17 protein-coding genes and 2 pseudogenes are annotated in these 22,425 nt (G+C 39.4%); 15 read left to right on the top strand and 4 right to left on the bottom strand.

What is annotated here, in order from left to right; translation table 11 throughout:
* The first annotated feature begins 9 nt into the window (after positions 1–9).
* From AA650_RS03810 to AA650_RS03820, 3 genes are all read left to right on the top strand, one after another.
* Positions 10–2,520: a tetratricopeptide repeat protein gene (locus AA650_RS03810; RefSeq protein WP_053538024.1), complete on the top strand. Its 2,511-nt coding sequence runs from the start codon at positions 10–12 to the stop codon at positions 2,518–2,520.
* 225 nt (positions 2,521–2,745) lie between these two features.
* Positions 2,746–3,042 (top strand): DnaJ domain-containing protein, encoded by a 297-nt coding sequence (locus AA650_RS03815; protein ID WP_053538025.1) that lies wholly within the window; start codon positions 2,746–2,748, stop codon positions 3,040–3,042.
* Positions 3,043–3,194: 152 nt separating this feature from the next.
* Complete coding sequence (locus AA650_RS03820) at positions 3,195–3,953, top strand: nucleotide exchange factor GrpE (protein WP_053538026.1); 759 nt, start codon at positions 3,195–3,197, stop codon at positions 3,951–3,953.
* Positions 3,954–4,187: 234 nt separating this feature from the next.
* Here AA650_RS03820 and cysE read toward each other — a convergent pair whose 3' ends face one another.
* Both cysE and AA650_RS03830 read right to left on the bottom strand, forming a co-directional pair.
* A complete protein-coding gene (gene cysE / locus AA650_RS03825; protein ID WP_027402645.1) occupies positions 4,188–4,940 on the bottom strand; it encodes a serine O-acetyltransferase in 753 nt (250 codons plus the stop codon).
* A 718-nt stretch (positions 4,941–5,658) separates the two neighbouring features.
* Positions 5,659–7,377 (bottom strand): DUF3352 domain-containing protein, encoded by a 1,719-nt coding sequence (locus AA650_RS03830; protein WP_081424135.1) that lies wholly within the window; start codon positions 7,375–7,377, stop codon positions 5,659–5,661.
* A gap of 30 nt (positions 7,378–7,407) precedes the next feature.
* Here AA650_RS03830 and AA650_RS03835 point away from each other — a divergent pair, with 30 nt between their 5' ends.
* The 3 genes from AA650_RS03835 to AA650_RS03845 all read left to right on the top strand — a co-directional run bounded on the left by AA650_RS03835 (position 7,408) and on the right by AA650_RS03845 (position 9,979).
* Positions 7,408–7,767, top strand: a complete 360-nt coding sequence (locus tag AA650_RS03835; protein WP_053538027.1) for a rhodanese-like domain-containing protein — start codon at positions 7,408–7,410, stop codon at positions 7,765–7,767.
* Positions 7,768–8,223: 456 nt separating this feature from the next.
* Positions 8,224–9,300 (top strand): heat-inducible transcriptional repressor HrcA, encoded by a 1,077-nt coding sequence (hrcA, locus tag AA650_RS03840; RefSeq protein ID WP_027402642.1) that lies wholly within the window; start codon positions 8,224–8,226, stop codon positions 9,298–9,300.
* A gap of 13 nt (positions 9,301–9,313) precedes the next feature.
* Positions 9,314–9,979 (top strand): hypothetical protein, encoded by a 666-nt coding sequence (locus AA650_RS03845; RefSeq protein WP_053538028.1) that lies wholly within the window; start codon positions 9,314–9,316, stop codon positions 9,977–9,979.
* A gap of 16 nt (positions 9,980–9,995) precedes the next feature.
* Here AA650_RS03845 and AA650_RS03850 read toward each other — a convergent pair whose 3' ends face one another.
* On the bottom strand, positions 9,996–10,337 hold the full coding sequence (locus AA650_RS03850) for a hypothetical protein (RefSeq protein ID WP_039202515.1): 342 nt from the start codon (positions 10,335–10,337) through the stop codon (positions 9,996–9,998).
* Positions 10,338–11,976: 1,639 nt separating this feature from the next.
* Positions 11,977–12,394 (bottom strand): annotated as a pseudogene (locus AA650_RS27555) (transposase); the annotation flags it as partial.
* Positions 12,395–12,725: 331 nt separating this feature from the next.
* Here AA650_RS27555 and AA650_RS03860 point away from each other — a divergent pair.
* From AA650_RS03860 to AA650_RS03900, 9 genes and pseudogenes are all read left to right on the top strand, one after another.
* Complete coding sequence (locus AA650_RS03860; RefSeq protein ID WP_053538030.1) at positions 12,726–13,556, top strand: inositol monophosphatase family protein; 831 nt, start codon at positions 12,726–12,728, stop codon at positions 13,554–13,556.
* Between the two features lie 132 nt (positions 13,557–13,688).
* Positions 13,689–14,645, top strand: a complete 957-nt coding sequence (locus tag AA650_RS03865) for an MDR/zinc-dependent alcohol dehydrogenase-like family protein (RefSeq protein WP_053538031.1) — start codon at positions 13,689–13,691, stop codon at positions 14,643–14,645.
* Positions 14,646–14,890: 245 nt separating this feature from the next.
* A pseudogene (locus tag AA650_RS03870) lies at positions 14,891–15,139 on the top strand (four helix bundle protein); the annotation flags it as partial.
* Positions 15,140–15,468: 329 nt separating this feature from the next.
* Entirely contained in the window at positions 15,469–17,157 is a 1,689-nt protein-coding gene (locus AA650_RS03875) for a potassium channel family protein (protein WP_027404849.1), read from the top strand.
* Positions 17,158–17,927: 770 nt separating this feature from the next.
* The gene (pgl, locus tag AA650_RS03880; RefSeq protein WP_053538032.1) at positions 17,928–18,644 is read left to right on the top strand and encodes a 6-phosphogluconolactonase; all 717 of its coding nucleotides are present in this window, start codon (positions 17,928–17,930) and stop codon (positions 18,642–18,644) included.
* 162 nt (positions 18,645–18,806) lie between these two features.
* Entirely contained in the window at positions 18,807–19,787 is a 981-nt protein-coding gene (locus AA650_RS03885; protein WP_053538033.1) for an FHA domain-containing protein, read from the top strand.
* A gap of 144 nt (positions 19,788–19,931) precedes the next feature.
* Positions 19,932–20,828, top strand: coding sequence for an acetylglutamate kinase (gene argB / locus AA650_RS03890; RefSeq protein ID WP_053538034.1), 897 nt, complete (start codon positions 19,932–19,934; stop codon positions 20,826–20,828).
* Between the two features lie 236 nt (positions 20,829–21,064).
* Positions 21,065–21,586 carry a tetratricopeptide repeat protein gene (locus AA650_RS03895; protein WP_053538035.1) on the top strand — a complete coding sequence of 174 codons (522 nt, stop codon included), beginning with the start codon at positions 21,065–21,067 and terminating at the stop codon, positions 21,584–21,586.
* A 60-nt stretch (positions 21,587–21,646) separates the two neighbouring features.
* The gene (locus AA650_RS03900) at positions 21,647–22,423 is read left to right on the top strand and encodes a DUF3153 domain-containing protein (protein ID WP_234413291.1); all 777 of its coding nucleotides are present in this window, start codon (positions 21,647–21,649) and stop codon (positions 22,421–22,423) included.
* Positions 22,424–22,425 lie beyond the last annotated feature (2 nt).

The following is a 22,425-nucleotide window of genomic DNA, read 5'->3' on the forward strand; positions in this document are numbered from 1 at the left end:
GAAAGCCCAGTGGCTAAACATCAGTCTAAACAGCACTCACAACCACAGGTCTCTAGTACAGAGACAAAAGTTGCGGAAAACTCCTTCCAGAAGCAACTGCAAGAATTGCTGAACCAAAAAAAATATCGGCAAGCATTAGAAGAAATCAAGAAAAATCAGCGATTACACCCTAATATTGAATTTACACCCCCAGAATCAGAAATTTGGTTGCTACGGGGTCAGCAAGAATTTCAGAAACAAGATTTTAAACAGGCAGAAAAATCCTTTGCTCGCGCTCTAGAATTCGGTTTGGTGGGAGAAGTTCATTACTGGCAAGCTAAATGTTTATTGGAATTGAAGCAATTAGATGCGGCATTAAAATTACTCAGAAATGCTTTTGAGGCAGGTACTCTACCAAAAGACTACAGCATCTCCTACCTAAAACTCTTGTTCCTCAAAGGAGATACCGCTACAGTTGAGCAATTAATTCAGGAACAATCTAAACGCTTTAGTGCTAATCAACTCCACTGGGTACGAGGTGTTCTGGCACTCAAAAATGGTCAACCAGAAACAGCTTTAACATCTTTTCAGAAAATTAAGCGAGCCGTCACCGATGGAGATTTGCCCATAGCTTGGATCGTTTATACTCAACAAGTCATAGGTAATTGGGATGCTGCGGCCAGTCTTTTGGGGCTGAAATCACTTTCATATGGTCAACCAAAGTATTTGGAGCATCCAATTTTAGAGCGATTGGCGATTTTTCAACATGGAAGAACAGAACAAAAACCCTTCCAATTTATAAATTCACGAACAACAGTAGATAAAAATAGCCAACAGGCATTAGCGATATTGCGAATGTTGCAACTGATTGACCAAGGTAATCACCATGATGCCGCTCATCTGCTATTGAAGATGGAGCGACGTTCCCCACGCTTTCCAGAACTAGAAAGTCTCCGTCCACTGCTGCTTACCCTAGCCGGACAACAAGCACTAAATCAAGGAGAACCAAGTTGTGCTGAACTATTCTGGCAGCCTTTGTTGACAGAGCAACCCTTTAACCCCCAATTGGCAATCAATCTCTTAGAAGTTTTCGATGCTAATGATCATGATCAAGAACGTTCACGCCTGTTAACACGGTTTTTGAAGTGGTTAGAACAGGAAGCAAAACGAAACCCTCAAGAATGGCCTGCACAAAGATTGAAACTGACCCAAGCACATCTCCACTGCTGGATGGCAGATGCTTACATAGCAATAGATCGTGATCGGGCCGCTTTGGGATCTGTGCAACAAGCAGAACGAATTTGTCCGACATCGCCAGAAGTGCGGGGACGCAAGGGATTAATTGAGGCAGGAGGCGAAAATTATGATGAAGCGATCGCACTACTTACCCAAGCATTAGAAAATGGATGTCGGTATGGAGAAGTTTATCAGACGCTGCTGCACTGTTGGAAGAAACTAGATAACAAACAGGCATTCAATGAAGCTAGGCGCAAATTTGGTAAGCATTTTGGCGACTTGAATCTTGAACCTGAAGTAGAAACATTGCCTTGGATAGATGCGCTCTCTACGTTAAGTTATCCCTTATTTAGCCGTTTTGTGGAGACAGAAGATCCCACAGATCCGCCTATCCGTGCCTGTCAAATATTCGTGAATGCAGTTCAAAGTCCGCCCAATTCCGGAGGTCGGGTGTCATTAGACCAAAAAGCCGCAGCCCAAGTATGGGACAATCTCCTCCAAAGATTAGCAGGTGAAGAACAAATTTCCGTATTGCAAGCGATCGCTCTTTCTATTCAACTCTTCGCTAAACGGGAAAAAGGCATCGCCGCTTTAATAAGTCAGTATCAGCAAAAGTTAATCAACCTATCCATAGAATACCCAGAAGCCAGAGTTGCCAATTTAATTATCTTAGCCGTCAAAGAAAATGGTTCCAAAAAACTAGAAATTCCCGTGCGTTCTTACCTCGACACCATGCCCCAACCGGGCAATGCTGTGGCAAATATTCAACTTCAAGCCCGCCGTTTTGGCGAAATTAAAACCCTTGTGCCGTTCTTAGATGAAGCACTCCGTCGAGAACCACAAAACCCTTTATTGCTATTAGCTAGAGCCACTACCTACCACGTTGATCACCCAAACTATGAACAATTAAAACAACAGGGATTTGAATTAGCCCGTCGCCTACAAGATGCCAAAGCCTTACAAGCATTTCGAGAAGAACAGGCATTTGTTAATGATAGAGAAACTCAGAGTGCTATGCCAGATGCAGATGAATTTGACAATCTCGATATGTCAGATATGAATGACTTATTAGAAGGGATGATTAAAAAATTATTTGGCAATAAAATGTCTCCAGCGGAGTTTGAACGGATGCTTCCAGAACTCAAAAAAATGATGTTAAACAATATGCCTGATTTCTCAGATGATGATGATGAAGATGAAGAAGACGAAGAAGATGGAATAGATTTAGACTTTATCTTTAGAAATTCATCTCCATCTAAAAAACGCAAGGGTAGAAAAAAAGCGGGTTTTCAGGAATTGTTGTAAAAGTAAAATATCAAGAGTAATGAACCGCATATAAACACAGATAAGTAGGTGAACACAATAAAACCAAACTGTGTAAAGAAATGTAAAATCGCCTAAACCCTCTTCACTCTTGCCTTTTGCCTCTTGCCTTTTGCCTTGCCATAACGACAATTTTCAACGCCAACCTACTTAAACACAGATGAAGACTGATAGTTTAATTGATGTCATCTTAATGGGAAATTATTTATGGCTGACTACTACGAACGTTTAGGAATTTCACCAGGAGCAACCAGCGCCCAAATTAAAGCGGCTTATCATGCCAAATTACGTGAATTCCCCGCGCATACTTATCCAGAAGAGTTTAAGGCAATTCGAGGAGCTTACGAGGCACTTCGCAAAGGAGAGACAAGTCAATCGGAGGAGTTCTTGAAATTGCGTCCCCTAGAAGCAGAATTGAATCCAGAGATATTAAAACAGTTGCGAGAAAAAGCCCTGGCGCAACTAGAAGTTAGCTTAGATGATCTAATTCGTGCCACATTTTAAATAATTCATATAACAGGGAACAGGGAACAGGGGACAGGGAACAGGGAACAGGGAACAGGGAACAGGGAACAGGGAACAGGGAACAGGGAACAGATTTTTACCAATTACCAATTACCAATTACCAATTACCAATCACCAATTACCGATTACCAATGACAACTGACAAAGAAGCTTTATTTGCCAATTTTCTAGATTATTTACAATCAGAACAACTACCCCCTGAATATTTAGGTGAACCACCATCATCTGCTCATGCCTTTGATCCTTATCAAATGGTGTCCGAGTGGACTGCTCTCCGCCATGAAGTTAAGCAACAGGGTAAATTATTGCATTCTACCCAAGATGCTCTGGTACAAGCATTGGCGGTAATTCGGACAGAGCAAGAACAGATGCCAATACGTTTGGAAGAAATTCAAAAACAGGCATCGGGAAAATTTGAACAGCAGCAGGAGAAACTCCTCAAAGATTTGCTGGGTATTGTGGATGCTTTAGATCAGGCTTGTACTTACTGGCAAGAAGAACTAGAAGCATTATCTACTACCTCAAACTCAAAACCACTAATAAAAAAAGGCTTCTGGGAAAAGTTATTAGATTGGATTAATGGTAATTATACTGAATTCAGTGAGCCAGAAAAGTTACCAATGTCAGAATCATTAACGGAAATTTTCACCAGCAATCAACAGGGAGTGGAGTTAATTAGGCGATCGCTTTTAGAAATACTCAAACAACGCCGTATTGTTCCTATTGTCGCCCAGGGTAAACCTTTTGACTCCCAGACAATGTATGCTGTAGGACGTAAATCAAGGGCAGATGTCGCAGAAAATACGGTGATTCAGGAAGTAATCCGGGGTTATTTATGGGGCGATAGAGTCTTAAGAGAAGCACAGGTGATTGTAGCAACACAAAAATAGAGGAGTACCTGATTAAGCGATCGCCTTTAGGGGATAGATTGTTGATGCGATCGCCTAACTCCTCTGCCACCCTGCCTCTCTTCTCCCCCTGCTTGCCTTCACCCGTCATTTTCGGGTTGACAGACTACTAGTACAAAACGGCGTAAATAAACCAACCATTCTAAATCCTCCAAAAGCCTATGCTGTCTTCATTTTGACTTTTGACTTTTGACTTTTGACTTCCGCCTTGCGGTACTAGATTCCTGCACCATCAAAGAATTCTTGAATCTGTTTATCTCTGATATTACAAAAATTGTGTTCTTTTGGTAATTCATCTTCTGGAAGGAATTTACCAACTAAAACCGGAGTTTTTGCGGGAGTTTGCAAAGCTTGAATTTGTTCTTCTAATGCTTCAATGCGGTCAACTAAGGTGCGAATTACTTGGGCTTCTGAATCTGGTAAATTGCTGTGTTCTAATGGTGCAACCCGGACTCCAGAACGATAAATAATCCGTCCAGGGACACCGACAACGGTACAACTAGATGGTACGTCTCTCAATACCACTGAACCGGCACCAATGCGGACATTATCACCAATTTCAATATTTCCTAAAACCTTTGCACCTGCACCAACCACGACATTTTCCCCTAATGTGGGGTGACGTTTACCGCTTTCTTTACCTGTTCCCCCCAAGGTAACACCTTGATAAATCAGCGCGTAGTTGCCGATAATTGCTGTTTCCCCAATTACTACTCCCATTCCGTGATCAATAAATACGCCTTTACCAATTGTAGCCCCTGGATGAATTTCTACACCTGTTAAAAACCGGGCAATGTGAGAAATCAAGCGGGGGAAAAAGGGAAGACCAAGACGACGCAACCAGTGTGCAAAGCGGTGAAACACTAGGGCTTGCAAACCTGGATAACAAAACAAAACCTCCAACCAATTCCGGGCTGCGGGGTCACGTTCAAAGATGATGCGAAAATCGGCACGGAGTCTAGAGAACATTGAGATAGTACCCTTGATAGCACAACAAGCTACTCTCCCATATTATCGTGACTTGGTAATTAAGTAGGTTGGCGTTGAAAATTGTCGTTATGGCAAGGCAAAAGGCAAGAGGCAAGAGGCAAGAGTGAAGAGGGTTTGGGCGATTTTACGTTTCTTTATACAGTTTGGTTTTATTGTGTTCACCTACTTAGGGTTTGCTGAATAAGTTTTCTATTAGACTTCCCCGGTAAAGATTGTAGAGACGTTCCATGGAACGTCTCTACAAGGGTTTCAAACGACGCACATTTAATTTTCGGAGATGTCTATTGAAGGGAGGCGACAGCAGATCCCCCTAAATCCCCCTTGGAAAGGGGGACTTTGAGGAATTTAGCCCCCTTTTGTAAGGGGGGTTGGGGGATCTCGATTAACTCTGATACTTTTCAAACATCCTCTCAAAAACCTTGCACCTATTTTGAGACACCATTAGCCAAAACCTGGCACTTTTTTGTGGTAAAAATCCGCGAAACCCTTTGTTATTAGATGGTTTTAGGTTTATATGGCTAACGCCACGCTACGCTATCAGCAAGCCCTAATTAGGGCTTGCTGATTGGTCATAAAATCCTTATTTTCATAAGAATTACGCAAAATATCGCTCAACCCAACCTATGTTTTCTTAACTGAACTGTATTGCTATTCATTCTGTCTATCCTTTAATCGGTGGATATCCTGATTCTGACATTTAATGCAGTTGCCAGAATACTCCGCCTTTAAGTGTTCCTGGTTCGCTGCTATAACTGCTAACTGTCAGGGATTTTAAATTATCAAAAAGTGGCTTACCTAACACTTCTGCAAGTTTAAGCAAAGGTAGTTGACGTTTGAGAATATCTTGACTATTTTCCCAGTCTAAATAAATATACCCTTGGTTGGGTTGGGGAATTGTCGCAATACTGTTTTGAAATTGGGGATTTTCTAGGAGAGATTTTTGCTTTTGACTCAAAACAGTTTTCAGGGTTTTTAAGTCGGAACTGAAAATTTCATAATTATCTAAGGTTGTATGCACTCCTTTAACTTTCGTGTCAACATTAATAGATGTGTTATTTTTACTTGTGGCTGTAATTTTTGTCCAAGCTGATATTTTTTGTTGATCTAAAGTTAGGGAACTAACATTAAAGCCACTTCTACTGGCAATATTATTTAAATGTGTGATTCCTGCTGCTAACCCTGGGGTTTTTTCGCTGACAAATAACCAATTAAGGGTTGTATTTTCCGAATTGGGTAATAAAGCTAAAGCGTATTCTCCCGTTACCCAATTGAAAATATCTGCGCTAAAGTTTAAATTCCAATGGTCTTGGATTGTTGCTAGGGGCTGTAGTAATCGAGCCGTACCATCTTTACTAGAACCGTAAATGCTTGCTGTCAGTTGCTTCCACAGTTTTGCTACATCGCTATTATCTAATTTACTCAAATTTGTGCCGGCGATCGCTAAAGCTGTTGATTCTGGAATATACTGTAATGCTCCCACAGGTTGAGATAGTGGTAAATATGAAGGTAAAATCTGGGAATTTGTGAAAAATGTACTTTCTGTGAGCAACCCTTGGGAGTTGAGAACGAAAGATAGAATTTGGCTATTATAAGTTGATTCTGCTAATTCTAACCCTTGCCATTTACCAACTTCCGGTAAATTTAAGAAAGTTATAGCTACAGCATTTTTAGAGATTTTTTGAGTAGCTTTTTGATATTCTAGAGAACTAATTAAGTTTAAATCTGGAGCTTGTAAATTATTAATTGCTTCCTTGATCACTTGAGGATGATTAGCCAGTAAAACAAAATTATTAACAACTGCACCAGCTAAATTATTTTGGATATTGGATATTGGATTTTGGATATTTACGCCTGATGAATATTCGGTATTATCATAAATAACCTTGACACCTTTGTAACGTTCAATTCCTAAATTAGTCCCACTAAAAGCCCGTTTAGAAAATAACAACTCCAAAAAATCACGGCTTTTCCCTGGTTTTGCAGTGGCAAGTGCCATTAAATACCCAGTCTGTAGTCCGTTCTCTGGATCACGGTCTATATCTATGGTAGTTACAGCTAGGGTAATTTCATCACCCAACCAGGGTTTAATATCATCTTGATAATCTATATTACTTTTTGCCAGTAGACGATTTTTGAGTTGAGAAAATTCTCCTTTTGGTGCTATTTTCTGTAACCCGTCGGGATTGATCAATAATGAAACCATTGCTGGTGAGGACTTGGAGACAAATATAGCCGCAGCGGGTTGAGAGTTGCGAACTACAAGACTAACTGGACTTTTTTCCGAAAACCAGGAGAATTTAGCTAAACAAACTAGTATAAGCGTAATTATGCCAGCTATAAGGAAACCAAGTTTAATATTTTTTGTTAAGTGTTGACTGTTCACATTCTTTATATTTTCTAGCTTTTCTGCAAACATGAATAGTATAGGATTTTTTAGAAAAACTGCATGACAAATACATCATTTGATCAACCCTTTTCCGAAATTACTGTTGAGGAACTAGCCAAACGGCTTGAAAATCATGAAGAACCCCTTCAGTTAATAGATGTGCGTGAACCCCAGGAAATTGCCATATCACGGCTAGATGGTTTTGTCAATCTTCCTTTAAGTGAATATGAGCAATGGAATCAACAAGTCCCTGTTCGCTTTGATGTCCACGCAGAAACTCTGGTTCTCTGTCATCATGGTATGCGTTCCGCTCAGATGTGCCAGTGGTTAGTTACTCAAGGATTCACAAATGTTAAAAATATTACGGGTGGCATTTCCGCTTATTCGATTTTAGTTGATCCTTCTGTGCCGCAATATTAGGGAACAGTAGGGGCGCAGGCCCTGCGCCCAGAATTCAGAAGGAATCAACAAGATATTTCATCATCGTATCCCTTCTCCGTAGGGGCGCAGGGCCTGCGCCCAGAATTCAGAAGGAATCAACAAGATATTTCCACCCCTACCCTCTACTGGCGCGGTCAAAATTTTGATCAATAGAAAATAATATTTTGTGACTAAAACCACAACTTAGGTTGATAGACTATGAGATAATACTGAAACAGAGAGAAATTCATCTTCTTTTTGGATTTCAGCTATGTAGTAATAACAAATGCAGCAAATAAATGCTGAAAGTAAATTTTGTGTTCAATTAATACAATATAAGTATATAATTTGCTATCTTACTTTAATTAATAATTAATTCTTTTTTCCATTTTTGCGGTAAAAACCACATTTTTTTCCAATTTTGATTAAGATTTGCCTTCAGTAAAAAAATCACTTATGCAAGTTCATCTGACTAATCGGCAACAGAATATACTTTATGCAACTGTACGTCATTATATTACCACAGCAGAGCCTGTTGGCTCTAAAGCTTTAATTGAAGGATTTGATTTAGGTGTTAGCTCGGCTACGATTCGCAGTGTGATGGGTGTTTTGGAAAAATCAGGGTTACTTTATCAACCACATACTTCTGCGGGTAGAATTCCTTCTGATTCTGGTTATCGTATTTACGTTGATCAATTAATTAAACCATCAGAAACTTTAGCAAAAGAGGTAGAAACCGTATTACAAAAACATCTGCATTGGGAAGATTGCAGTTTGGAGGCCTTATTACAAGGCGCTGCCCAAATTTTAGCAACATTGAGCGGCTGTATTACTTTAATTACTATGCCGCAACCCACAACCGCAAAGTTACGACATTTGCAACTGGTGCAAATTGAATCAGAGCGAATTATGTTAATTGTGGTGACAGATAGTTATGAAACCCATTCTAAGGTGATGGATTTATTTTTACATAATCCAGAAAGTAAACCAGAAGCGGAGGTAATTGATCATCAATTGCAGATTGTCTCTAACTTTTTGAATACTCATTTAAGAGGACAGAGTTTATTAGAAATAGGCTATCTTGATTGGAGTAAATTGGATCAGGAGTTTAGAGTTTATGGTGAATTATTAAAAAGTTCTTTGGTAGAATTGACTCATCGCGCTCTAGCACCAACAACTACACAAATTATGGTGCGGGGGATTGGAGAGGTTTTACGACAACCTGAGTTTTCTCAGGTACAGCAGGTACAGACAATTATGCAATTATTGGAAGAGGAACAAGACCAACTTTGGCATTTAATTTGTGAAGAAGCAGAAATGCACGATATGAATAAGTCTAAGGTAACAGTGCGAATTGGCACAGAAAATCCTCTTGAACCTATTCGGACTTGTACTTTGATTTCTGCTATTTATCGGCGGGGTTCTGTGCCAGTAGGAAGTGTGGGAGTTTTGGGTCCAACTAGGTTAGACTATGAGAGTGCGATCGCTGTAGTTGCAGCAGCAGCAGATTATCTCTCGGAAGCTTTTAGTTAATTTCCATAAATTCATGTTGAGAAAAATCACTTTTGGTCTATTATGGCTAGGATTTGTTTCCTATGCCTTTTTCTTTGCTCCTCCCGAACAACCTGATACTTTTGAGTTAATCAAAAATCTCTCTACAGGCAATTGGCAAGGCATTAATCCTCTGATTATATCTTTATTTAATATCATGGGGATTTGGCCTTTTATATATAGTGCAGTCGTCTTTTTTGATGGTAGAGGTCAAAAAATCCCAGCTTGGCCTTTCGCTAGTGGTGCTTTTGCATTAGGTGCTTTTGCACTTTTACCCTATTTGGCTTTAAGACAACCCAATCAAAAGTTTATTGGTGAAAAAAATTTATTTCTGAAAATCCTAGATTCTCGCATTTTAGGAATTTTATTAACTATAGGAGCGGCGGTTTTATTCGCATCTGGTTTACAAGGCGATTGGGGTGATTTTGTCCAACAGTGGCAAAGTAGCCGATTTATTCATGTGATGAGTTTAGATTTTGTGATGTTGAGTCTATTGTTTCCCACATTACTAGGAGATGATATGGCGCGACGAGGTGGGAAAGATAATCAATTATTTTGGTTATTTGTAATGCCTTTATTTGGAGCTTTGATTTATTTGTGTGTCCGTCCACCTGTAGAGATAGAAAATAAAATAGGAGTTGAGAAGCCTATAATCATCTAACTCCTAAACAATAAAATCAAAAAGGTGAGTATCCAGTTGTGAACATTTTATAACCCGATGTAATACAAATTAAGGAGAGAAAAAATTGCCATAAACTGGTAGGACTAAGAATTGCACGACTACTAATAAATACCGCCATAATACCCACAGAAATAGCAATCCATCCCAGATTTTTCATACTTTCTGAGAAAAAAACTAGCATCAATACACCTAATGTTAGTGCTAACACTGAAATATCAGCGGCAATTCCTCGCCACCAGTAAGGATAGACATTGGTTGTAAAAAATATATTTTTCCCAACTAAGTAAATACCTAAAATCAGCAAACCAAAGCCGGCAATTCTCATTAAAAAGCGCATAATTACCCTGATTACACTCAAAACGGTTAGGACATGGACTTTTGTAAAATCACGAAAACCCTAGATTTGTAGGGGTAAAGCAAGAGCTTCATTGGTGTCAACTTAAGCTACAGGTGGCTTATTTGTTGGCTTCCACACCCACCCTGAAATGATAGCGTAGCGTGGCGTTAGCCATATTTCAGGGCTAATACTGCTCGGTCAAGCCTGAAAATTCATTATATGGTAGGTTGAGTTGTTCGCGTCAGCGTTGCGGAGCAATGGAACGAAACCCAACATTATCAAGGATTTTGTTGGGTTTCGCTATCACTCAACCCAACCTTGTATCTTAGAGGTATGTTAGAGGAAGTGGTAGCGACCCAATTAGGTTCTAAAACTAGGGATGACAAAAAAATATTTCCATCTGACAAACAATTAATAAATAACCATCCTGTACATCCTCAAATCCTGGACATCCTGATTCAGACAAAAAATATTTCCATCTAACAAACAATTAATAAATAACCATCCTGTACATCCTCAAATCCTGGACATCCTGATTCAGACAAAAAATATTTCCATCTGACAAACAATTAATAAATAACCATCCTGTACATCCTCAAATCCTGGACATCCTGATTCAGACAAAAAATATTTCCATCTAACAAACAATTAATAAATAACCATCCTGTACATCCTCAAATCCTGGACATCCTGATTCAGACAAAAAATATTTCCATCTGACAAACAATTAATAAATAACCATCCTGTACATCCTCAAATCCTGGACATCCTGATTCAGACAAAAAATATTTCCATCTAACAAACAATTGATAAATAACCATCCTGTACATCCTCAAATCCTGGACATCCTGATTCAGACAAAAAATATTTCCATCTGACAATTACCTATATATTGTCTGTCTACATAATCTGTTGTCTTTCCTTTCTTTTTGCCCCCTGTTTCATCTATTACTAAAATAAATGACTCTCCTGCCAGTCCCTTTAATAATAAATCAAGTCTATATCTATTAATTTATGTCTTTTTGTTCGCTCAACTCTTTGATATTCTAAATCTTTAAAGTGATCTGCAATTGTGATTTTTGGTGGTAACTTCATTTCCAGATTTTGTCTCTTTATTTTCTTTGAGGATACCACTTCAACCTATTTTATTGATTCTTATAGAAACAAATTTACCATGAAATTTTCTCTGTATTTAAATATTAACTTGATATTAAACTATTAATACTGCCCTTTTTCTCTATTTACATAAGTTACATTTTGTCAAAAAAAATTAGATGCGTTTCCCCTGGGGTAACAGGGAACAGAAAAAACTCATGTTTAAAAAATTTGTTAATACCTGTTCTATTTGATAGGATGCTCCTTTCTTTATCCGAGTGATAAAATCAATTTTATGGTCAATTAATTACTGCCAAAATGCAAAATGATAAAAGCCTCTATCCAGCATTAGTAAGGTATTCTCTTTCACTACCTTCAGTAAATCTTGCTCCCAATGAGTATCTGCTTGTTTAGGATTTGTCCAAAACCAAATTTCTATAGTCTACTGGCGATTCCTACGGAGCGCTTCGCTATCGCCTCATTTTCTAGTTGGGGGCGATTCTTCTTCAGGCGATCGCTAATGATGCCCCAGCCTTGTCAAACTCAGGCACTCATAAAAAGTTTTGATAACATTCCTTATGACGCATGGCAACAACAGCACCCATATAAAGAATGGCACGAACGTGGGCGCGACCACCATTAATCATTCGTTTACCTTTATGCTGACCACTATCATGATTAATTGGTGCAACACCAACTAAACGAGAGATTTGCTTGGCAGTTAATTGACCTAATTCTGGTAAGTCAGAAACTAGAGTGGCATCGGTTTTGGCTAACTTACCTGTAGCTTTAGCAAAGTCTCTTCCCTGACGAGGATTGATTAATGCTACTGGTAAAAGAGCCGCTTGCAATTGAATTATTAATTCTGTTTCTAGTCCTCCTGTTGCTTCCAGTACGATTAGGTTTAAATCGTCAGATTGAAGTTGCTTAACTAGATTAGCTATTTCTGTTTCAGTATTAGCAAATTGAAAGGTTGGGTTGTGGAACGTAAACGTATCCCTGCGGGACACTGCGTGAACGCGGAGCAATAGCATGAAACCCAAGATTATCAAGGATTTTGTTGGGTTTTGCGATTCCTACGGAGCGCTTTGCTATCGCTCAAACCAGCCTACATTTCCTTGACCGACAAGTATTGGATTGGGTCGCAGTAGATATTCAAGATACTTTAAAAAAAGCTCATGATAATTACTGCGTTGAATAAATACAGATTTTTACTTTGTACTGAATTTTCTATGAATCCATCTATGATAAAATTATTTAATAATTGACAACTAACAACTGATAATTAATCAAATGAATGATTTTTGGAATACGATTTTAGACTTTGCGGAAACTACTACTACTAGAGTAGGAAAACAATTAATGCAGGATTTTGGCAAAGTTCAAGCTTCACAAAAATCTGATGGTAGCTTAGTCACAAAATCTGATAAATGGGCAGATCAAGAAATTCGAGATGCGATTGTTTCTACCTTTTCCGGTTACGGCATTTTGAGCGAAGAAAGTGATAGTGAAGAGCTGCTGCAAGCAGGTCAAACTTTTCCGAATACAGAATGGTGTTGGGTTATTGATCCTTTGGATGGTACAACAAATTTTACCAGAGGAATTCCGATTTGGTCTATTTCCTTGGGCTTACTTTATCGTGGAACTCCCATTTTTGGTTATGTTTACGTACCACCATTAAATCAAGTCTTTCATGGATTTTGGGCGGGTTCATCGGGCTTAACAACGCCAACGGGAGCATTTTTAAATAATCATCCCATTCATACCAGTAAAGATGCTCCTAGCAAAAACCACTTTTTTAACCTTTGTTCTCGCAGTACCGACATTATTCAACCAGGTTTTCCCTGTAAAATTCGGATGTTAGGAGTTGCTAGTTATAATTTTCTTTCAGTCGCCACTGGTGCGGTTTTGGGAGGAATTGAAGCCACACCAAAGGTATGGGATATTGCAGGTGCTTGGGTAATTGTGCAAGCTGCGGGTGGGACGTGGGTATCGCTCAATTCTGAGTCTTTTCCATTATCGCCGGGAATAGATTATAGCGATCGCTCTTTTCCTACGATGGTTGTGAGTAATTCCGATATAGTTCCGATATTTACACCATTTCTAGAAAATGTAAAATTTTAATAACTAATAATTAAAACCGAATAATTATACTCCGCAGGGGAATAAATTGAGCCTTTGCGTAAAGGGGATATATGGATGTAAAAACGCAAGTTATTACCTTCTCAAGTATAACAACTGACAACTGACAAAATTATGAAAGGACTTTGGTTAGAAAATAATCAACTAGAATTACGCACCAATATTCCTATCCCTGAACCACCACCAGGAGAGGCTTTGGTGCGGGTTTTGCGAGCAGGAATTTGTAATACTGACTTAGAATTAATTAAAGGTTATTACCCCTATACTGGCATTATCGGTCATGAATTTGTTGGTATTGTCGAACAAGCTCCCAAACAGTTAATTAATCAAAGAGTCGTTGGTGAAATTAACGCCGCTTGTGGTAATTGTCGTTTTTGTCGTCGCGGACAACCAACACATTGTGAAAATCGCACGGTTTTAGGAATTGTTAACCGTAATGGTGCATTTGCAGAATATCTATCTCTACCTATTGAGAATTTGCATCTTGTCCCCGAAAATGTATCTACAGCAGCAGCAACTTTTACTGAACCCATAGCCGCAGCATTGGAAATTCAACAACAAATACAAATATCTAAGGATGACCGAGTATTAGTGGTTGGAGATGGTAAGCTAGGACAACTAATAGCCCAAACTTTAGCCTTAACTGGTTGTGAATTATTGGTAGTCGGAAGACACGAAGACAAATTAATAAATTTAGCAGGAAAAGGAATTAAAACAGGTTTAGCTGATAGTCTCACCGATAGATATTTTGATATCTCCGTTGATTGTACCGGAAATCCTGAAGGCTTTAATATTGCTCGTCGGGCTTTACGTCCTCGTGGGACATTAATCTTAAAAAGCACTTATGCGGGAAATCTTAGTTTAGATGCTTCCTCGTTAGTAGTAGATGAAATTACCCTGATTGGTTCTCGTTGTGGTCCCTTTGTTCCGGCGTTAGAATTGTTGGCGACGGGAAAGGTAGATGTCCAATATTTAATTGATAGTTCTTATCCTCTTTCTCAAGGTTTAGAAGCTTTTGAAAAAGCCAAAACTAAGGGGGTTTTAAAAGTGTTACTGGAAATGAGTTCTTAATCAGGGTTAATAGAATTAAGATATCAACAGAGGGTGTTTGAAAAGTCATATTGCTGTATAAAATGTTTTACCCCTCCCTAACCCTCCCCTTGCAAATTATCGTGTACACACAAGTTAAATTACCCTCCTTAATCGGGAGGTGGGGGAGAGTAGGGGAGTGGGGGAGGTGGGGGAGGTAGGGGGGAGTAGGGGAGTGAAGAGTAAAAGAGTAAAAGAGTAAAAGAGTAAAGGAGGTGAGAAAGAAGATGATTGGTAACTCAGAAGAATCAAACTCAATATCAATGGTTAAATCTCATAGAGATTTGGGAATTTATCAAATTGCTGTTGAAGCAGCAATGAAAATTTTTGGGTTATCAAAAAATTTTCCTGTTGAAGAAAGATATTCTCTAACAGATCAAATTCGTCGTTCTTCTCGTTCTGTTTGTGCGAATATGGCAGAAGCTTGGCGTAAACGTCGTTATGAGGCTGCTTTTGTTGCTAAATTAAATGATTGTGTTCGGGGAGCGTGGCGAAGCCATAACCAAACAAATGCGTCGGGTTGCGCTGTCGCTTAACCCGACCTACAAAAAATGGACAAAGTATTGCCTAAATATACATTTTTGTAGTTTTTAACCTTTTTTTTATTTCTTTGTGAGAAATCCGGGTTAACCTCGTAATATTTTTTAATTTTTAATTTCCTGGAGATAAATATCGTGTGTTCAGTTACAGTTATTTTGCCACAAATTAAGCAACAATAAGGATTCTTGAATTCAATTCTGAGTCGGTGATGCTTTTCTTGATAACTGATATGTAGCCCTTTATATAAATTTTATGTTGCGGTTTTATGAAACCTCGAATTATTGTTTGTGGCTTAGGACGTACCGGATATAAAATCTTTCGCTTACTCAGACAACAGGGGGCTTTGGTGGTAGGTATTCATCGCAAACCTGTTTCTGGTGAACCTGCTGCTAATATAATTGTTGGTGAGTTACACGCAGCTTCTACTTTACAAGCGGCAGGAATTACAGAAGCACATACTTTGGTAATTGCAACTTCTGATGATGCTTTGAATTTATCAATTATGATGCAAGCACGGGTTCTTAATCCCCAAATTCGGATTATTAATCGGTTTTATAATACGAATTTAGGTGAACGTCTTGATCAAACTCTGTCGAATCATTTAAGTATGAGTGTTGTGGGTTTGGCAGCACCTGTATTTACCTTTGCGGCTTTGGGGAATAAGGCTATTGGTCAAATTAAGTTACTTGAGCAAATTTGGCCAATTCAAGAGGAATATATCCACGAAAATCATCCCTGGAAAGGCAGAAAAATTAGTGATTTATGGGAAGATCCCACAAGGATGCTGATTTATTATGTGGCTGTGGAAGGAAAGCTAAATTTAGTATCTGCGGTGCTGTTGGAACAACAATTAAGAGTAGGCGATCGCTTAATTATTGGTACTCAACCTCGCATTCGTCCCCAACGTAAGTCATTAGTCAGAAAATTAGTTAAAGTTTTTGCCAATATTCGGGAGTTTCAGAAACACGCCCAATCAGTTGTGGGTATGGCAATTGCTTTATTCGTAATTATTTTAATATCCACTTTTACCTATTTTGCTAGTAAACATAGTATCTCTTTTATTGATGCTTTATATTTTGCTGTTGGCATGATTACGGGGGCTGGTGGTAATGATAAGGTTGTCGAAAATGCACCAGACAGCATTAAGTTATTTACTATTGTGATTATGCTAATTGGGGCTGCGGTAATTGGGATTTGGTACGCGATGCTGACGGATTTTATCCTGGGTAGTCGCTTAAAACAATTTTTGGATGCGGCAAGAATTCCTCAACATCATCATTATATTGTTTGTGGTTTAAGTGGTATTGGCATTAGAATTGTTCAACAATTGCACCTGAGTGGACATGAGGTAGTAGTTATTGAAACGGATGCTAATAATAGATATGTGACTACTGCTAGAGGAATGAGTATTCCGGTTATTCTTGCTGATGCGAGTTTTCGGGCTACTTTACAAGCAAGTAATATTAACACTGCTACCGCAGTTTTAGCTGTTACTAATAATGATGCGACTAATTTGGAAATTGCCCTCAAGGCTAAGTCTTTAGCGCCAAAGATTCCTGTAATTGTCAACTATGCTGATCCTGATTTTGCTGGTATAGCACAACAGGTATTTGATTTTGAGGCTGTATTTAGTCCTGCTGAACTCGCTGCTCCTGCTTTTGCTGCGGCTGCTCTCGGTGGTAGGATTATTGGTAATGGGATTATTGCTGATAATTTATGGGTAGCTTTTGCAACCACTATTACACCGATACACCCTTTTTGTGATGAGTGGGTGAAGGATGTGGCTAAGTTTGCGGATTTTGTGCCTTTGTATGTGGAAATCAACCATGAAACTGTACAAGGCTGGGATTTGCTAGAAACAATTCTTGCTCCCGGAGATGTGCTGTATTTAACTATGCCCGCTAATAGGTTAAATCAGTTATGGCGAGAAGAAGGAAAGGGGATCGGGGTTTAGTTGATTTTTATTTTATGATAGTTCTTCCTTATCAATGTCAATGATATCAAATTCTCAGCCGGAAGTCAAGACTTGATTGAGAGATTTTGGGCAACATGAAAAAATTAGGCAGTTAGGACATCAATTGACGGTTAAACTCTTGCTAATAAAGGGTTTTGCTCCTAACTCTTGACTGGGCGCAGGACATGGGCGCAGGGACTGGGCGCAGGCCCTGCGCCCCTACTTCCTGATTCTTGCTAGGGAACACCAAAAAATAAATTACCCAATTTTGTGGGATGGGCATACTATGGCTAACGCCACGCTACGCTATCGACAAGCTCAGCACAAGTCCTGCCCGTCCTTGATAATTCTTGATGATTAAGGGGCAATTCGTCCTGCACCACAAGAAATTTTTGGGTATTTTTTTAATTGGAAGTCCGCTATAACAATTCTCTGGGGTGATTATTAGCGATTAGTACAACTGACTACTGACAACTAACTGAAAATGATGGTAAAGAAGGTAGAGGACGATATTTCATGGCTAGGCTAGTAGTTCGTCAAATTTATTTTGACGGGTAATGATCGGAAAAAACTTCTGTTCTTCCCTCCCCTACCCCCCCTGCCTCTCTTCTCCCCCTGCTTGCCTTCACCCGTCATTTTCGGGTTGACAGATTACTAGGCATTAGCTTGGGCTTAACCTGATGATATTAAAAGTTTCTAGGGTTAAACCGGAAAATTGTCAGAAGTTCGCTATGGTATTGCAAAGAAACAGGCTATGTGTTGATAATGCCATGAACAAAACTGTTGAAGTCCATTCCAGTGTATCGGCACTCGTTCAACGGGCGCTAGAATTGATACTGTCGAAAGCGGAAACTGCTATTGGCGAACGGGGGCAATTTACAATTGCTTTGTCAGGGGGTAGTACACCAAAACCTTTGTATGAGGCGATAGCTAATCAAAAGTTGCCCTGGGATAAAATTCATGTATTCTGGGGAGATGAGCGTTATGTACCAGCAGATCATCCTGATAGTAATGAACTGATGGCGAGACGTGCATGGTTAGATCAGGTGGCACTTCCCAAGGCGAATATTCATGCTATCCCTACTTTATCTGCTAACCCAGAGGTAGATGCAGCTAAGTATAACCAGCATCTGCAAACATTTTTTAATTCGGCATCGGGAGAGTTCCCAGCATTGGATGTAGTTTTACTGGGAATGGGTGATGATGCCCATACTGCATCTTTGTTTCCCTACACGGAAGCTCTCAAGGTGAGCGATCGCCTAGTTACTGTTGGTAATAAAGATGATAATCTCCGCATCACTTTTACTTACCCATTTATTAACGCGGCTCGCAGTGTGATTTTTATGGCTGCTGGTGCTAATAAAAGACCGGCTTTAGCCCAAGTTTTTGCACCGGTAGCGGATGATTTCGCCTATCCATCACGGTTAATTCGTCCCCAAGGAGAACTCTACTGGTTGCTAGACGCAGCGGCTGGTTTGGAACTCTAGCATTGACTATGATTTTTGAGATTTGGTTGATTGAGATGATGAAGAATCATCACCAATGATCAACCTGTTCTCACTGTAAGTAATTTTTAGCATCACTAGCTAAAGTTACTTATGTGCTTGTCAGTAATATTTTTACAACGACCTTCACTAAGGCTTAAATCCATGATCGTCTGCCCTAATTGCAATCATCCTAACCCAGACGGCGCTGTTCAATGTGAAGCTTGCTATACGCCGTTACCAGCTACAGCTAGTTGTCCTAATTGTGGAGCAACTGTACAGTCAGATGCCGCTTTCTGTGGTCAGTGCGGTTACAATCTCCATTTTGGCGCTACTCTTGCAGTCGCCTCAACTGGTGCTGTTAATCCTGTGCCAGCACCAGTGGTCGCTCCTGACTTAATGATGCAACTGCTACAGCCTGATGTGTTGGAAGTTGCGCCCCGATCTAATCCGACCGTATCTGCACCTGTAGCACCTGAACCAGAAGTTTATATTCCGCCTGTACTGACTCCTACACCTGCACCTATGGCTGTAGTTCAGGAACAAGCTGTTTATGTTCCTTCTGTACCTGCACCTGTAGCACCTGAACCAGAAGTTTATATTCCGCCTGTATTGACTCCTCCACCTGCACCTGTAGCACCTGAACCGGAAGTTTATATTCCGTCTGTATTGACTCCTGAACCTGTGGCTATGGATACAGTACCAGGATCTGAGCCTTATATTCCCCCTGCTTATGTACCCCAGATAGATCCTATATCTATTCCTGAAGTTGCTCCAGTCGCACCATCAGGAAAGGTGGCAAATACTCAATTACAACAGATAGTAGCGCGATTATTCCATGTTCAAGCTAATCAGGAAATAGAATTACCACAAAATCTCTCGGTTGTGCATATTGGTAAGCCTAATGATCGTGTTCCTCCAGATATAGATGTTTCGGGATTCCCAAATTCGGAGATTGTTTCGCGGATTCATGCAGATATTCGGATTGAGGGAGATGCTTGTTATATAGAGGATGCAGGTAGTTCTAATGGTACTTACATTAATAACTTACCTCTGTTACCTGGTAACAGACATCGCCTCCGTCCAGGCGATCGCATTAGCTTGGGTAAGGGAGATTTAGTTACTTTCTTGTTTCAACTTTCTTAGGAATAGGTAATGGGTAATGGGTAAGGGTAATAAATATTTCCCCATGACCCCTGACCTCCTGCCCCCTGCTATGATCACAACAGCTTATTAACTCTTGTTGCTAGTTATCCCATAAACTATATAACTAGCAACTTGGGTAATAACATGATTAATGATACAGAATATATCAGGCAAGCTGAAGCTAATCGCGTAGAAATTCTCAGCGAAGCACTACCTTACATTCAACAATTCGCTGGTCGTACCGTTGTGGTTAAATACGGTGGCGCAGCGATGAAGGATAGCTCCCTTAAGGATAAAGTGATCCGTGATGTGGTGTTTTTATCTTGCGTCGGCTTGCGACCTATTTTAGTGCATGGTGGTGGACCAGAAATTAATAGTTGGTTAGGTAAATTAGGAATTGAAGCACAGTTTAAAAATGGTTTGCGCGTAACTGATGCACCAACGATGGATGTGGTAGAAATGGTGTTGGTTGGGCGGGTGAATAAGGAAATTGTGGCTTTGATTAACCAAGCTGGGGGAATGGCTGTAGGACTTTGCGGTAAGGATGGTAACTTAATTACGGCTCGTCCTCAAGGTGATGAAGGGATTGGCTTTGTGGGGGAAGTGAGTAATGTCAATATCAAAATTTTAGAAACACTTGCGAGTAATGGCTATATTCCGGTGGTTTCCAGCGTGGCGGCGGATGAAACTGGACAGGCTTATAATATTAATGCGGATACGGTAGCGGGGGAAATAGCCGCTGCTTTGGGGGCGGAAAAGCTAATTTTGCTGACTGATACGAGAGGAATTTTAAGAGATTATAAAGACCCTTCTACCTTAATTCCCAAGGTGGATATTCGGGAGGCGCGACAATTAATTGCTGATGGTATAGTCAGTGGGGGGATGATTCCGAAAGTGAATTGTTGTGTGCGATCGCTTGCCCAAGGAGTCAAAGCTTCACATATAATTGATGGACGCATTCCTCATGCCTTATTGTTAGAAGTATTTACAGATGTGGGGATTGGAACAATGATTCTGGGTTCTCATCAGTCGAGACAATAATCGGAATGGGGGACAAGTAAAACCCATACCCCGCCAGCCAGGGAATCAATTCCCTGTCTAATAGCTTAAGTCATCTAAAGATGACTAAATTTAGCCCCAAAATTTTAAAATCGTTTAGTAAACTTTCGTTTACTTTGGCTATTAGCCCGGAAATTAAGTTCCGGGCGGGTGTGGAAGCCAACAAATAAGCCATTTCTAGCTTAATTTGACAACAATTAACAACTGACTAATGACCAATGACTACAGAAAATTTAGAACTCGCTAAATCGTGTTTCCAAATTGGGACAACTGCTTTTGAAAATGGTCAATATCGAGAATCTGTGGAAAGTTTAGAAAAAGCCAGCACTCTATTAGGAAAAAATACCCGGTTTGCTGGTGAAGTAGAAATTTGGTTGGTGAATGCTTATGAAGCTGCGGGACGTTCCGAAGAAGCAATAAATCTTTGTCAACAACTCAGCCGTCATCCCCATTATGAAATTCGTCAACAAGCAAAACGCCTAGTTTATATTTTAAAAGCACCCAAACTGAACAGACCAAAAGAGTGGATGACAGAAATTCCCGATTTTGGTATAGTTTCTGATAACAAATCCAAAATACTTGTTACTTCCCAATCTCAAAAATCTACATCTAAACCAAAACCTGTAGAACGAGAATACATTGACTTGAGTACAGTTAATACTAAAGACAATAATTTTGTTTGGGTAGGTTTAATTTCTGTAGGTTTGACAATTTTCTATTTAGTTTGGTTAAGTTTTTAGCAAATAAGGAGAAATTTAGTCATGAATGTATTAACTTTTATTAAGATTATATCACATTCAATGAAATCTGTATTTTTTTCTATTAACAAAATTAGAAAAATTACTAAAATCAAACCAATTGTCTTGATGGTAATCCTTTCTTCATTACTATTATCAGGTTGTGTGAAGTATGATTTAGGAGTGAATTTTAATAGCACAAATAATGGTGAATTAGTACAGCATATTCAGTTATCAGAAAAAATTACTATTTTTAGTGGTGATTATCTCTCTGAATGGTTAAAAACTTTAGAAAATCGAGCGCGAACATTAGCAGGTTCAACAGAAAGAGTTTCCGCATCAGAAATTATTGTCAAAATTCCCTTTACCAGTGCGAAGGAATTACAAGAAAAATTTACTGGCTTTTTCAATACTCGCACATCTGAAGATCGTGATGGTTCGGAACTGGCAAATATTACCTCTACTTTAGTTGCAGAAGATAGGAATTTTTTCCTATTCTCCAGAAATCATTTAGTTTATGATTTAGATTTACGTTCTTTGGCTATGCTGACGACTAAAGGTGATAGTTCTCTTGTCAATCTGGACTTTAGCTTACAAACACCTTGGGGAATCAAGAATATTGAAAATGATGAAAATGCTATCCAACCAGAAAAGCATGGTAATCAACTAATATGGAAGCTTAAAGCAGGGGATATAAATCATGTAGAGGTAGTATTTTGGTTGCCGAATTTTCTGGGAATTGGGACTTTGTTGATTATCGGTTTTGTGTGGTTGGGATTATATCTGAGATATACGTTATTACCAAGTCCGGGTATTCAGTTAACAGCGGAAGAATTGTAAAA

Source organism: Anabaena sp. WA102 (genome assembly GCF_001277295.1).
In the GTDB taxonomy this organism is placed as follows: domain Bacteria; phylum Cyanobacteriota; class Cyanobacteriia; order Cyanobacteriales; family Nostocaceae; genus Dolichospermum; species Dolichospermum heterosporum.

Bases quoted from the DNA above. Each gene is read 5' to 3' on its own strand.
- AA650_RS03815 (WP_053538025.1), top strand. From the start codon at position 2,746: ATGGCTGACTACTACGAACGTTTAGGAATTTCACCAGGAGCAACCAGC.
- AA650_RS03820 (WP_053538026.1), top strand. From the start codon at position 3,195: ATGACAACTGACAAAGAAGCTTTATTTGCCAATTTTCTAGATTATTTA.
- cysE (WP_027402645.1), bottom strand. From the start codon at position 4,940: ATGTTCTCTAGACTCCGTGCCGATTTTCGCATCATCTTTGAACGTGAC.
- AA650_RS03830 (WP_081424135.1), bottom strand. From the start codon at position 7,377: ATGTTTGCAGAAAAGCTAGAAAATATAAAGAATGTGAACAGTCAACAC.
- AA650_RS03835 (WP_053538027.1), top strand. From the start codon at position 7,408: ATGACAAATACATCATTTGATCAACCCTTTTCCGAAATTACTGTTGAG.
- hrcA (WP_027402642.1), top strand. From the start codon at position 8,224: ATGCAAGTTCATCTGACTAATCGGCAACAGAATATACTTTATGCAACT.
- AA650_RS03845 (WP_053538028.1), top strand. From the start codon at position 9,314: ATGTTGAGAAAAATCACTTTTGGTCTATTATGGCTAGGATTTGTTTCC.
- AA650_RS03850 (WP_039202515.1), bottom strand. From the start codon at position 10,337: ATGCGCTTTTTAATGAGAATTGCCGGCTTTGGTTTGCTGATTTTAGGT.
- AA650_RS03860 (WP_053538030.1), top strand. From the start codon at position 12,726: ATGAATGATTTTTGGAATACGATTTTAGACTTTGCGGAAACTACTACT.
- AA650_RS03865 (WP_053538031.1), top strand. From the start codon at position 13,689: ATGAAAGGACTTTGGTTAGAAAATAATCAACTAGAATTACGCACCAAT.
- AA650_RS03875 (WP_027404849.1), top strand. From the start codon at position 15,469: ATGAAACCTCGAATTATTGTTTGTGGCTTAGGACGTACCGGATATAAA.
- pgl (WP_053538032.1), top strand. From the start codon at position 17,928: ATGAACAAAACTGTTGAAGTCCATTCCAGTGTATCGGCACTCGTTCAA.
- AA650_RS03885 (WP_053538033.1), top strand. From the start codon at position 18,807: ATGATCGTCTGCCCTAATTGCAATCATCCTAACCCAGACGGCGCTGTT.
- argB (WP_053538034.1), top strand. From the start codon at position 19,932: ATGATTAATGATACAGAATATATCAGGCAAGCTGAAGCTAATCGCGTA.
- AA650_RS03895 (WP_053538035.1), top strand. From the start codon at position 21,065: ATGACTACAGAAAATTTAGAACTCGCTAAATCGTGTTTCCAAATTGGG.
- AA650_RS03900 (WP_234413291.1), top strand. From the start codon at position 21,647: ATGAAATCTGTATTTTTTTCTATTAACAAAATTAGAAAAATTACTAAA.